We start from the raw sequence: 12,742 nt of genomic DNA, 5'->3' as shown, positions 1-12,742 counted from the left end.
CACATGCAATATATTTCATACTTATCATACAACTAATTTCACTTTTTGACAAATCATGCATGGTTCGTTTCGGAAATTTGTCAAAAAGCGTTCTTGCCTGACATAGACAGACACTGCCTACTTCGCTACAATGTCATTAGTATTTGTAGAAAGGATGCGCATCATATGCGATTAATGGCTCTCCTTATTGTACTAATCCCTGGAATCTTAGGGGTTTATGGAATTAAACTAATGAGGGATGTTATCTTCGGAATCACTATTCCTCCATTTACTTCTCTCATTCTTCAGTTTATTTTAGGATTAGTGTTTTTCATTGCAGGATTATCGTTTGTTGGAGGATTTATCTTCTATCGTGACCGCAAGCGAAACAAAGTTCAAAAACGTTTTTCATCAAATAAACAAAAAAAAACAAAGTCCTAAAGCGACTTTGTTTTTTTTCAATTATCTTGTGTGTGAGTAGTTATCTGAATTATGTTCAATCCGGAGCTTATCCGCGACCATTGCGATGAACTCACTATTCGTAGGTTTTGCCTTTGACATACTTACTGTGTACCCAAATAAGTTGGATATAGATTCAACATTCCCTCTACTCCAAGCTACCTCGATCGCATGACGTATCGCCCGCTCAACTCGAGAAGAAGTGGTATTAAACTTCTTAGCGATATCTGGATAAAGTACCTTCGTAATCGATCCTAGCAATTCGATATCATTATACACCATCGTAATTGCTTCTCTTAAGTACATATAACCCTTAATATGTGCTGGCACTCCAATTTCATGAATAATGCTTGTAATGCTTGCATCAAGATTTCTAGGCCTGTTTTCCCTATGCGGACGCTTATAGGATTGGGAACTATTCGTAAATGTTGTTTTCTTGCCGCTCACTTGCCTTACGTGACTTGCAAGGTTATCCATATCGAACGGCTTAAGTATAAAATAGGATGCTCCAAGATCCACAGCTTTCTTCGTAACATCCTCTTGCCCAAATGCTGTTAGCATGATGACGCTACACGTATAATTCATTTCTCTTAAACGTTCGAGAACTGCCAGTCCATCGAGGTGTGGCATGATGATGTCTAATACTAAAACATCAGGCTCTTCTTCCTCAAGTACCTCAAGACATTCCTGACCATTGAATGCAGTTCCGACAACTTCAATATCCTCCTGCCGAGACATGTATTCCTCAATTAAGTTAACTAATTCCCGATTATCATCTGCAAGGCAAACTTTAATTTTTTGCACGGCTCCGTCTCCCCTTCCCATGTTTGGTTACCGTTATATAGAAATTCAACGGGCCAGGTAATTTTCCTCTAAAATTTCTAAAAACATTTAAATTTAAAACAAATCCTGCATTTATCTCTATTATTCTTCAGCTAACTCCATTTTTCTACATTTTCTGAATACTCTTTAACTTTTGTCGAATTTTCTTCATACAAAGTATATCATGGTTGCAAAACGAAAGAAAGCGAACTTTGAGCTTTTTTTAGCTCGCCGTTCGCTGTCCATTCCGATCTTCTTTATAGATGTTGATTCCCGCTTCTTCAAGCATCCATTCTATATGCACTCCATATCCAGATGTGGAGTCATTCACAAAAACATGGGTAACTGCTCCAATGACTTTTCCATCCTGAATGATAGGACTACCACTCATACCTTGAACAATTCCACCTGTCTCTTTTAATAGTTCAGGATCAGTGACCTTAATAACCATTCCTTTTGTAGCCGGAAATTTTTGTGGAATAGAGCTTACTACTTCTACGTCGTACGCTTTAACTTCGCTTCCTTTTACAACGGTAAGGATTTTGGCAGGCCCTTCCTTCACTTGATGAGATAGTGCGATCGGCATCGGCTTATCATACATACCGTTTCTGACCTCGTTGTTCATCTCCCCAAATATTCCAAAAGGACTGTTTCGTGTTATTGTTCCTAACTTATGATCAGTATTTGAAAACCGCGCTAACTTTTCACCAGGATGTCCATTGCTTCCTTTTTCGATGGAAGTTACAGAAGAACTATAAATTTCTCCATGATGGACAACGATCGGTTTTTTTGTATCCATGTCTGAAATAACATGTCCTAATGCACCATACTTTTTACTGTCTGGGTGGAAAAACGTTAATGTCCCAACTCCTGCGGCAGAATCTCTAATATAAAGTCCGATTCGGTACGTAGAGTCACTTTTGTCTTTAACGGGCACTAACTTCTTGTTAAGCTCCTTATTTTCACGCACAATCGTTACTTCTAAAGCGTGACCTTCTTGACCAATTTTTTTCACGATGGTCCCTATATCACTCATCTTTTTGACTGACTGACCATTAATTTTCGTTATAATATCTCCTACTTGGATATCAGCTATTTCTCCTGGCGAGCGTTCACCTTGAGTTGTATGAATAAGGTGATGTCCTACCACTAGTACGCCACGCGTATTTAATTTCACTCCAATTGATTGACCACCAGGAATTACTTTGAAATCTGGAAGGACTTTCACGTCTACTTTCTTAATAGGAAAAGTGCCTACGGTAAAATCAAGTATATCTGAACCACTGCTTTCACCATTAACTGTAATCTGATCTGAGTTTTGGTCAACACTAATGACGTCAGGTTTTTTTACAGTTGAAGCGGTGGTTATAACAGATGATATGTCAGTTTGATCTCCTTCAAACAGAACGACCTCATCTGGAATCGAAAGAAATAATTGAACTGGATTCGAAAATCCAAAAGCAATTATTATACCAAGGAGAACTGCACCAATCATCTTTCTAATAATATGTTTCTTCAAACCTTCACTCTCCTCGCTCTTGCCCACACCTCCAACATGGCTGTACTTATAATTTTGCCTTTCATGGCGGTTATTATAACTGAGAAAAATGAAAATGCTATCCTAAGTTGGATAGCATTTCATCTTATGTTTTTATTTGATCTGCTTGTAATAATAATTCTTGTGCATGTTTCTTTGTTAACTCAGTCATTTCAGCACCTGAAATCATTCTTCCAAGTTCTTCAATTTTCTCTTCTGTACTTAATTTTCCAACGCTCGTCTTCGTTCTTCCTTCTCCATTTTCTTCTTTGGATATATATAAATGATGATCAGCCATTGCGGCTACTTGAGGAAGGTGCGTGATTACTAAAACTTGAGAACCTGAGGAAAGCCGTTGAATTTTTTCCGCCATTGCCTGTGCAACCCTTCCACTTACTCCGGTATCAACTTCATCAAAGATTATCGATGTTATCCCTTGATGCTTTGAGAAAATGGATTTAAGAGCAAGCATAATTCTCGATAGTTCACCACCAGAAGCGGTCTTTGAAAGTTGTTTTAATGGTTCTCCAGGGTTTGTAGATATCATAAAGTCAATATCATCTTTACCTGATTTATGGAATTCTTCCCTTACTTTTGATGACTGATTAAAATGAATAGCAAATTCTGTTTTTTCCATGTAAAGATCCTGTAACTCCTCATGTATGGACTCTACAAGTTTCTTTGCTATTTGCTTTCTTAACTTTGTTAAATTATCCGCTTCGACTTTTAAATCTGCTGCAATACCAGCTATATTACTTTCTAGCTCTTCAATGCGGTCTTCACTATGCGTCAACTTATCAACTTCATCTTCGATTGAAGCAGCGTATTCAAGAATTTCTTCTACTGATTCTCCATACTTTCTTTTTAACCCCTGAATTTCATTCAATCGTTCTTCAACGAAATCCAATCTTGTTGGATCAAATTCAAGCTGATCTCGATACGAGTTAATTTTACCTAGGGTTTCTTCAAGCAAATAAAATTGATTCGCTACTTCTTCATGATAACCTTTTAATTCATCATCAAGGTCAGAAACTGATTCGAGTTGAGACATCGCTAATCCCAACCAATCTAGTCCCTTATTATCACCTTGAAGTGAATGATAAACATCTTGAAGAGCCCCAAACAATTTCTCGAAATTTCCAAGTCGAAGCTTTTCCTCCATTAAATCTTCATCTTCATTAGGAATTAATTCCGCTTTAGAAATTTCTTCAAGTTGATATTGGATTAAATCGAGTCTTTGAGCCATCTGCTGCTCATTTTCAGTTAAGTGTTTTAGCTGTTCGCGAAGCTTCTTATATCGACTGTAAATATCTCGATACTCCTCTAAAGCTGGACCTATAGATCGTTCTCCAAAGTTATCGAGTAAGGAAAGATATTTATCAGGTTGCATAAGATCTTGATGTTCATGCTGGCCATGAATATCAATCAATGATTGCCCAATCTCTCTTAAGATTCCAAGCGTAACAAGCTTGCCATTCACTCGACAAATACTTTTCCCCGAACTCGATATATCTCTCCGTAACACAACCATATCATCTAACACTTCAATTCCAACGTCTTCTAACTTTTGTATCGATGGATGGTTTTCGTCTATATGGAACAGCCCTTCAATTTCTGCTTTCTTTGTGCCATATCGCACGAATTCGGCTGAGCCACGACCACCAACAAGTAAGCCTATCGCATCAATTATGATTGATTTTCCTGCTCCAGTTTCTCCAGTAAGCACAGTTAGGCCACGGTCAAACGATACAGTCACCGCTTCAATAATCGCAAAATTGCGAATGGATAATTCGGCTAACATATTCTCCCACCTTCAAAGATCATCGTATTACAACATATCAATAAAGCGCTGAGAAATCATTGAGGCTTGTTCAGGTTTCTTACAAATGATCAAGATCGTGTCATCCCCACTGATGTTCCCCATTATCTCTTCCCAATCCAAGTTATCAATCAATGCACCGATAGCATTTGCATTGCCTGGTAAAGTTTTCATGACGATTAGATGATCAGCATCATCAATACTGATAAAAGCATCCGTTAATGTTCTTTTCAATTTCTGAAGAGGATTGAAGCGCTGGTCTGCAGGGAGACTGTATTTATATCTTCCATCTATTGTGGGTACCTTTACAAGATGAAGTTCTTTTATATCTCTTGATACAGTTGCCTGAGTCACATTAAACCCCGCGCTCTTTAAACAATAAACTAACTCATCCTGAGTTTCGACGTCTTGATTGGCTATAAGTTCTCGTATTTTTATATGGCGTTGTCCTTTATTCATCTAAAACCCTCCAAAAATACACATATGTAATAACAGCCTTATTATATAGCCCTATCCTCTTTTTGTATAGGCATACATAAATATTCAATCAAAACGCACGTATTTTCTTACCTATTGTTTGCCTACATAGATTAAAAAAAGGATACACGTATGTATCCTTCAAAGTTGACTGTGAGCTTGATCGACCACTTCAAGTACACTAATTGTTTCCTCTCCTTCTTGGACCTGTTGCCAGCCAAGATGTAGAAGAAATTCAATATTACCTTCCCCACCTGTAATAGGAGAGAAGGAAAGGCCTTTTACTTGATAGCCTATTTCAGTAGCAAATTCTATCATGTTATCCAGAACTCTCTGGTGAACCTTCTTGTCTCGTACAATGCCCTTTTTCCCTACGTCGTCTCTTCCAGCCTCAAATTGAGGTTTAACAAGTGCAATGACTTCCCCACTCGTTTCGAAGATGCTCTTCAAGACTGGGAGAATAATCTTTAAAGAAATGAAAGAGACATCGATGGTAGCAAGATCTGGTAATCCATTTTTGAAATCATCTTTCGTGCAATAACGGAAATTCGTTCTTTCCATAACAATTACTCTGTCATCGACACGAAGCTTCCATGCCAGCTGATTGTAACCAACGTCAAGAGCATATACAGTTGAAGCGCCATTTTGAAGCGCGCAGTCAGTAAAACCGCCTGTTGAAGAGCCAATATCAAGGATCACTTTGTTCTCTAACTCCAACCCAAAAGTCTCGATTGCTTTCTCTAGCTTAAGCCCACCACGGCCTACATACCGTAGCGTATCGCCTTTAACATATAAAACGATATCATCGTTAACTTTTACTCCAGGCTTATCCAACCTTTCGGATTCAGAATATACTAAACCCGCCATGATTGCTCTTTTCGCTTTCTCTCTCGTGTCGATTAGTCCTCGATTTACAAGGAGCACATCTAGCCTTTCTTTTTTCGCCATGTTAATCTATGCCCTCTTTTGCTTTGCTGGTAGCATTTTTTTTGCTTTTTCTGCGATATCTTCTGCAGTCAAACCTATTTCTTTCAACAACTCTCCAACACTTCCGTGTTCAATATACGTATCAGGAATCCCCATCCGTTGGATCGCACCGTGTTGAAAACCACTATCGTTCAAATATTCTAAGACCGCACTACCGAAACCACCTTGCAAAATTGCTTCTTCAACAGTCAACATAGGAATACCCTCTTGAATCAGTTCAGACATCATTTTCTCATCAAGTGGTTTGATAAAACGCGCATTGATCACTCTTGCAGAAATGCCTTCTTGCTCTAATTTTTCTGCTGCTTTTAATAATTCTTGAAGCGTAGGACCAAAGGAAAGAAGCGCAACATCTGAGCCATCACGTATAACTTCCCATGAACCTATCGGAATTTCTTTCAATTCCTTATCCATTGTAACCCCTATACCGTTTCCACGGGGATAGCGAATCGCAATTGGACCACTATTGTATTTATAGCCTGTGTAAACCATATTCTGGAGTTCATTCTCATCTTTCGCCATCATCAATACCATGTTTGGAAGGTGACGAAGGAAAGAAATATCGAATACTCCTTGGTGAGTTTCACCGTCAGCTCCTACGAGTCCAGATCGGTCAATTGCAATCAGTACATTTAAGTTTTGGCGGCACACATCATGGACTAATTGATCATAAGCTCGCTGCAAGAACGTGGAATAAATCGAAAGTACCGGTTTTAAATCTTGTGTAGCAAGACCAGCTGCCATCGTAGTAGCGTGTTGCTCCGCAATCCCCACATCAAATAAACGGTCCGGGAATTGATTTTCAAATGCTTCCCACTTAGAACCAACCGTCATTGCAGGAGTAATGACAGATATGCGGTCGTCTTTTTCAGCTAATTTACGAACCGTTTCACTAACTACCTTGCTATAACCTGGTGCAGCTGCTTTTGGCTTAATTTGCTCACCGGCTTCGATCTTATATGGACTCACACCATGCCATGTTCCGATTTGATCGTTTTCTGCAGGGTGATACCCCTTCCCTTTCTTAGTCAAAACGTGAACAATTACTGGCCCTTTTGTCTTCTTTGCATATTTAATATTTTCCATTAATGCATCAACATCGTGCCCATCAACTGGTCCAAGATACGTAAATCCTAGTTCTTCGAAGAAGATTCCTGAGACCAATAAATATTTCATCGCATCTTTAACACGTTCAGCAGTGGAAGCCAACGCTCCACCAAACGCTGGAATTCTTTTCAGTAAGTATTCTAACTCTTCTTTTGCTTTATGATATTTACCAGCAGTTCTCATTCTTCCCAAAACGTTATGAAGTGCCCCTACGTTTGGTGCGATCGACATTTCATTATCATTTAAGATGACAAGCATGTCTTTTTGCTCATGGCCAATATGATTAAGTGCTTCAAGTGCCATTCCACCTGTTAGCGCACCGTCACCAATGATCGCCACGACGCTTTCGTCTGTTCCTTTTATATCACGGGCAGCGGCCATTCCCATAGCAGCAGAAAGAGAAGTAGAACTATGTCCAGTTTCCCAAACATCATGCTCACTTTCATTACGTTTAGGGAAACCACATAGTCCTTTATACTTCCTCAGCGTGTCGAACTGAGTGCTTCTACCTGTTAATATTTTATGAACATACGCTTGGTGTCCAACATCCCAAATAAATTTATCCTTCGGGCTGTCAAATACTTTGTGTAAAACAATCGTGAGCTCAACAACACCTAGGTTTGGTCCTAAATGCCCGCCGGTTACTGAAAGCTTATTTATTAAGAATTCCCTAACATCCTCAGCTAGCCCTGTCATTTGTTCAACATTGTATTTTTTTAAAAATTTCGGATTCTCAATTTTTTCTAAATCCATGGGAATGTCCTCCCCTTCTATATTTCGATTTACGCTTGCTACTTTTTCTTCTTTTTTTGTTTACCAACCATCTTAATTTTGAAGGTTTTTTCAATAAAGTATAAGAATCGTCCTACTTGAAAGATGATTTCAGTAGAGAAATGAATAGCAACCGTTTTACCGAGGGCTTTACCTCCCACTGTCAACGCAGCAACTACACTCGTGAAAACCACTGATACTATATATTGAAACAAAGATCCCTCATCGTGTCCAAGTTGAAGTGTTAACTGAACCACTACGGAAGCTGCAGCGGTACCACTTATGATACCCGAAATGTCCCCGATCACATCATTACAAAAACTTGCAACACGGTCAGCATTTCGAGTCACGAATATAGCATGCTTTGCTCCAGTTAATCGTTCTGCTGCCATTGCATGAAACGGAACTTCGTTAGCAGCGGTAGATGCTACTCCTATTGTATCAAAAAATATACCTATAAGAACGATTAGAAGAACCACAACCATTCCAAGTGCCCAAGTAAGACCACTTAGAACTGCTGTTGATATAATTGAAAAAATAGCCGCTAACACAAGTGTGATAACGGCAATCGCTAAACTCCAGTTTATGGACTTTGATATCGAAGCTTTCATCTGTACTCCTTGTGTATATGAAATAAAAAGAGGTGTTCAACATAACAGGTGATAAACGAGGAAGTCCGACTCCCTCATTCCTGTCAAGTGAACAACCTTGTCGTTATGTATCGCAGAGTGGTCACTTAAAGAGTAAAGACTGCGGCTTAGGTCCAGTAGGTTTTCCCAAACGGATACCCGAACGTCGCCGTTCAGGCGGTTTCCCTTTATATCCGTCTTAGCGTGTCACCATTCGCTAGACTGGATTACCACTTAGTCCGCACTATAATCCCCTTTAAGTGTCACTCGGAACAGTCTAGGAGTTTTCCTCAACAGTCCTGGTCAATTCCTAGCCTCTTTTGCAGAGCAGATTTCATATGGGTGGTAGATAAAGTATGCTGGCCTAGCGATACCTCATCAATAAACCATAATCCCCTCTAGCTCCACTCAAGGCAGGCTACGCTGTTCAGCCGCATCCCTGGCGACTGAAACAGGTTCATACCCCATTTCATAGCTGGCGACGTTAACCGCACAAGCTACAAGAATAGGCCTCCGCGGAAGCAGGGTCAACGCCCACATGCCTTTGTGGATCGCCCTGCGACCTTAACTCCCAGCATCGACCCAAGTCTGGGCGACTCAAGCCAACACCAGGAACTTCATCGATGTGCCCTATGGCGGATTTTTAGGCCCGCCTTCAGAATAGCCGGACTGACTAGAATACTGCACCACTCAGTCTAATTCTATTATATCACAATACCACTATATTCTCAATTTTGTTCTAATGATCTCTTTCGATGATGAACGTTGCAAGCGAACGTAATCTTTCATCATGCACGCTAACTTGATTTAAGTGCATTAATGCCTCGTCATAATGACTTGCTAGCTTTTCTTTTGCACCTGTTAAAGTGAGGAGCTTAGGATATGTACTCTTGTTATTACTTTCATCGCTGCCAGGCAGTTTTCCAATCTTTTCTTGATCGCCCTCTACATCTAAAATGTCATCACTTATCTGAAAAGCAAGACCAAGATGTTCCCCAAACTGCCTCAAGTGCGCTAGTTGGTCTTCATGAGCATCACCTATAACAGCACCGGCAAGTATAGAAAAGACGAGAAGTTTACCTGTTTTATGGTGGTGAATGTATTCGAGTTCTTCAAGAGTTAACGCTTGTTCTTCTCCAGATAAATCAGCGATCTGACCGCCAACCATGCCACTGGGACCAGCTGCACGCGCCATCAAGGTTGTTAAGGTCACTTTCTGATCATCTCTTAATGAAGAATTACTAATAACCTCAAAGCTCTGGGTTAACAAAGCATCCCCCGCCAATATTGCGGTTGCTTCACCAAACACTTTATGGTTCGTTGGTTTTCCACGTCTTAAATCATCATCATCCATAGCAGGGAGATCATCATGAATTAATGAATATGTATGGATCATTTCGACGGCACACGCAGCATGAAACGCCTTTTCTTTGGAAGCACCAAAAGCTTCTGCTGTTGCCAACATAAGGATCGGGCGGATTCGCTTCCCACCTGCATCTACAGAGTAGAGCATTGCTTCTTTCAAATCCTTAGGCATTTCTGAATGAGAGATGAATTCTTTCAACTTATCATCGATTAATTTCTTACTCTCTTTCATGTAAGTATTCAAGTCTCCCGTCACGCCTCATCCTCCTGAACCGAGAACCGTTTAATTTCTCCATTCTCGCCAACAATCTGGTCCATCTTTCCTTCAATAGACTGCAGCTTATCATGACAAAGGTTTGAAAGGTTCATGCCTTCTTGAAATAGCGAAATTGCCTTTTCAAGTGGGACGTTTCCTTCTTCAAGAGAGCCAACGATATTTTCTAGTTTCTCCATCGCTTCTTCAAACGTTATGCTTTCAGATTTTTCTACTTCATTCTTTTCCATATGATTCATTCTCCTCCAATCCCCAGACGTGAGCATCGATCTTTCCATCAGTCATTTGAACTTTGATGACATCACCAGGTTGAACCTGTTTAACGGACTTCACCAACTCATCATCCCTATATGCAAGACTGTAGCCTCGTTCCATAATTTTCAACGGACTAAGCGCATCTAACTTACTTGCAGTATGAGCAAAATCTCTATGCTTTGCTTGAACGACACGATTCATCTCTTTATAGAGAGATGTCCGAAGATCTTCAAGGCCTTTTGCAGAGTCCTTTAACAATTGCTCAGGGTGCTTTCTGAGAAGCTGGGTATGATTTCGCTGCACGTGCTCTTTTGTATAGTCGATCTGTCTTTTCATTGTCTTACGCAACCGTTCTACCTGCAAATCAAGTTCCTGTTCTTTTTGACCTAATAACTGATTTGGATATCGAAATGCGTAGGATTTTTGTAGACGCGAAAGACGCTCTCGCTCATTTTGCTTCTTATCTTTTATTGCTCTAACGAGTCTATGTATTCTTTGGTTAAGACGTTCTTCTAATTCCACCATACTAGGAACTGCTAATTCAGCAGCACCAGTGGGAGTTGGGGCCCTTAAATCTGACACAAAGTCAGAGATTGTATAATCCGTTTCATGTCCTACCGCAGAGATAATGGGGATTTCAGAAGCGGAAATACTTCGCGCAACTTCCTCCTCATTAAAAGCCCATAATTCTTCGATTGATCCTCCACCGCGGCCTACGATCAAAACATCGATCATGTTCATCGAATTCGCCATGTCGATTGCTCTCACAATAGAGTCCTTTGCATTTACGCCCTGAACGAGTACTGGGAAAACGGTAATTCTTGCTGAAGGATAACGGCGTTTGATCGTTGTGAAAATATCTCGAATAGCAGCACCAGTGGGAGAAGTAATGACACCTATTTCATTAGGGTATCGAGGGATTTGTTTCTTTCGTTCAGTTGAAAACAAACCTTCAAATTCTAATTTTTTCTTCAGTTCTTCATAAGCCAGATACAGATTCCCAATACCATCAGGCTGCATCTCCCTAGCATATAACTGATATTGTCCATAAGGTTCAAAAACTGAAACCTCTCCCCTTATCAGAACTTTCATGCCATTCTCTGGTTTGAATTTCATATGGCGATTATTGCCCGCAAACATAACTGACTGCACTCTAGACTTGTCGTCTTTTACAGTAAAATACAAATGCCCTCTACTATGAAGTTTCACATTGGAAAGTTCTCCTCGTAGCCAGACATCTTGTAATGCTGGCTCATTGTCAATCATTCTTTTGACGTGCCTAGTAAGAGCCGTGACTGAAATATATCGATTGGTTACCAATATTCCCCCTCCTTCCACCGTGGAACTTGTTAGGCTTTTTGAATCATCTTAGATAAGACGCCATTCACAAAACGGCCAGACTCATCGCCGCCAAACATCTTAGCAAGTTCTACAGCTTCATTCAGACTTACATTGACTGGAATATCATCTCTAGTCATTTCATAGCAAGCCATTCTTAAAACGGAGCGGTCGACATTACCAATTCTGTTAAAAGTCCAATTAACTAGATTATTTTTGATTTTCTCATCGATTTCTTCTAGGTTTTCAAGCGTTCCAAAGACAAGCTCAGATAAAAACTCGTCACCTTCTCCATCGCTTAATACGTGTTCCAGCGCCTCTTTAGGATCGGTGTCTGTCACATCTATTTGAAACAATGCCTGTATGGCCTTTTCTCTTGCGTGTCTTCTTTTCATTGCTATACCCCTTTTACGCTAATATTGCTATACCAATAGATGATAGCATATTGTAATAGACAAATACAGGTTTTCCAATTGTGAATCTATCTAACAAACAAAAAAGCAGGGGGAATAATTCCCCGCTGCTTATTCTTCATCTTCTGTTTCTTTTTTATCAAAAGTAATACCGACTACACTCACATTAACTGCGCTTATTTCGAGAGCAGTCATCGTAAGAAGAGCTTGTCTAATATTCTCCTGAATTTGCTGACAAACTTCTGGAATAGAAAGTCCATAGCTTACGACAACAAAAGCATCAAGGATAATACCATCCTCGTCAAGCTCAACCCTTACTCCTTTGCGATGGTCTTTTCTACCAAAGCGTTCCACGACACCAGAAGCAAAATTGCCTCTCATCTCAGCCACGCCATGCACTTCAGATGCAGCGATACTACCGATGACTTCAATGACTTCCGGGGAAATTTCGACTTTTCCAAGCCCTGTATCGTGCTCTTCCATTTCAAAAGATTGAACTTCATTCATTTA

Annotated in this window: 13 protein-coding genes; 1 reads left to right on the top strand and 12 read right to left on the bottom strand. The window is 40.0% G+C overall.

The window, feature by feature from the left end:
• The first annotated feature begins 165 nt into the window (after positions 1-165).
• On the top strand, positions 166-420 hold the full coding sequence (locus SJY16_RS07925) for a DUF2627 domain-containing protein (RefSeq protein WP_377888583.1): 255 nt from the start codon (positions 166-168) through the stop codon (positions 418-420).
• Between the two features lie 21 nt (positions 421-441).
• On the opposite strand, the gene spo0A is transcribed toward SJY16_RS07925, so the two are convergent.
• The 12 genes from spo0A to SJY16_RS07865 form a co-directional block, all read right to left on the bottom strand.
• A complete protein-coding gene (gene spo0A, locus SJY16_RS07920; RefSeq protein WP_377888582.1) occupies positions 442-1,242 on the bottom strand; it encodes a sporulation transcription factor Spo0A in 801 nt (266 codons plus the stop codon).
• 241 nt (positions 1,243-1,483) lie between these two features.
• The gene (gene spoIVB, locus SJY16_RS07915; RefSeq protein WP_377888581.1) at positions 1,484-2,779 is read right to left on the bottom strand and encodes a SpoIVB peptidase; all 1,296 of its coding nucleotides are present in this window, start codon (positions 2,777-2,779) and stop codon (positions 1,484-1,486) included.
• 124 nt (positions 2,780-2,903) lie between these two features.
• Entirely contained in the window at positions 2,904-4,598 is a 1,695-nt protein-coding gene (recN, locus tag SJY16_RS07910) for a DNA repair protein RecN (RefSeq protein WP_377888580.1), read from the bottom strand.
• A gap of 27 nt (positions 4,599-4,625) precedes the next feature.
• A complete protein-coding gene (gene ahrC, locus SJY16_RS07905) occupies positions 4,626-5,075 on the bottom strand; it encodes a transcriptional regulator AhrC/ArgR (protein WP_377888578.1) in 450 nt (149 codons plus the stop codon).
• Between the two features lie 159 nt (positions 5,076-5,234).
• On the bottom strand, positions 5,235-6,041 hold the full coding sequence (locus SJY16_RS07900) for a TlyA family RNA methyltransferase (protein ID WP_377888576.1): 807 nt from the start codon (positions 6,039-6,041) through the stop codon (positions 5,235-5,237).
• A 6-nt stretch (positions 6,042-6,047) separates the two neighbouring features.
• Positions 6,048-7,940 carry a 1-deoxy-D-xylulose-5-phosphate synthase gene (gene dxs / locus SJY16_RS07895; protein WP_377888574.1) on the bottom strand — a complete coding sequence of 631 codons (1,893 nt, stop codon included), beginning with the start codon at positions 7,938-7,940 and terminating at the stop codon, positions 6,048-6,050.
• A 38-nt stretch (positions 7,941-7,978) separates the two neighbouring features.
• A complete protein-coding gene (locus SJY16_RS07890) occupies positions 7,979-8,569 on the bottom strand; it encodes a CNNM metal transporter family protein (RefSeq protein WP_377888573.1) in 591 nt (196 codons plus the stop codon).
• A 757-nt stretch (positions 8,570-9,326) separates the two neighbouring features.
• Complete coding sequence (locus SJY16_RS07885) at positions 9,327-10,208, bottom strand: polyprenyl synthetase family protein (RefSeq protein ID WP_377888572.1); 882 nt, start codon at positions 10,206-10,208, stop codon at positions 9,327-9,329.
• Entirely contained in the window at positions 10,205-10,456 is a 252-nt protein-coding gene (locus tag SJY16_RS07880) for an exodeoxyribonuclease VII small subunit (protein WP_377888571.1), read from the bottom strand. The genes SJY16_RS07885 and SJY16_RS07880 overlap by 4 nt, the downstream gene beginning before the upstream one ends.
• Complete coding sequence (gene xseA / locus SJY16_RS07875; RefSeq protein WP_377888569.1) at positions 10,443-11,801, bottom strand: exodeoxyribonuclease VII large subunit; 1,359 nt, start codon at positions 11,799-11,801, stop codon at positions 10,443-10,445. Before xseA ends, SJY16_RS07880 begins: the two co-directional genes overlap by 14 nt.
• A 29-nt stretch (positions 11,802-11,830) precedes the next feature.
• On the bottom strand, positions 11,831-12,214 hold the full coding sequence (gene nusB, locus SJY16_RS07870) for a transcription antitermination factor NusB (protein WP_377888568.1): 384 nt from the start codon (positions 12,212-12,214) through the stop codon (positions 11,831-11,833).
• A 129-nt stretch (positions 12,215-12,343) separates the two neighbouring features.
• Positions 12,344-12,739: an Asp23/Gls24 family envelope stress response protein gene (locus tag SJY16_RS07865; RefSeq protein WP_377888566.1), complete on the bottom strand. Its 396-nt coding sequence runs from the start codon at positions 12,737-12,739 to the stop codon at positions 12,344-12,346.
• Positions 12,740-12,742 lie beyond the last annotated feature (3 nt).

It is taken from the genome of Alkalihalobacillus sp. R86527, assembly GCF_042466185.1.
Taxonomy (GTDB): domain Bacteria; phylum Bacillota; class Bacilli; order Bacillales; family Guptibacillaceae; genus Guptibacillus.
This window is presented reverse-complemented; position numbering and strand designations above follow the sequence as displayed.

Bases quoted from the DNA above. Each gene is read 5' to 3' on its own strand.
- SJY16_RS07925 (WP_377888583.1), top strand. From the start codon at position 166: ATGCGATTAATGGCTCTCCTTATTGTACTAATCCCTGGAATCTTAGGG.
- SJY16_RS07880 (WP_377888571.1), bottom strand. From the start codon at position 10,456: ATGGAAAAGAATGAAGTAGAAAAATCTGAAAGCATAACGTTTGAAGAA.
- SJY16_RS07890 (WP_377888573.1), bottom strand. From the start codon at position 8,569: ATGAAAGCTTCGATATCAAAGTCCATAAACTGGAGTTTAGCGATTGCC.
- SJY16_RS07865 (WP_377888566.1), bottom strand. From the start codon at position 12,739: ATGAATGAAGTTCAATCTTTTGAAATGGAAGAGCACGATACAGGGCTT.
- dxs (WP_377888574.1), bottom strand. From the start codon at position 7,940: ATGGATTTAGAAAAAATTGAGAATCCGAAATTTTTAAAAAAATACAAT.
- SJY16_RS07900 (WP_377888576.1), bottom strand. From the start codon at position 6,041: ATGGCGAAAAAAGAAAGGCTAGATGTGCTCCTTGTAAATCGAGGACTA.
- recN (WP_377888580.1), bottom strand. From the start codon at position 4,598: ATGTTAGCCGAATTATCCATTCGCAATTTTGCGATTATTGAAGCGGTG.
- nusB (WP_377888568.1), bottom strand. From the start codon at position 12,214: ATGAAAAGAAGACACGCAAGAGAAAAGGCCATACAGGCATTGTTTCAA.
- ahrC (WP_377888578.1), bottom strand. From the start codon at position 5,075: ATGAATAAAGGACAACGCCATATAAAAATACGAGAACTTATAGCCAAT.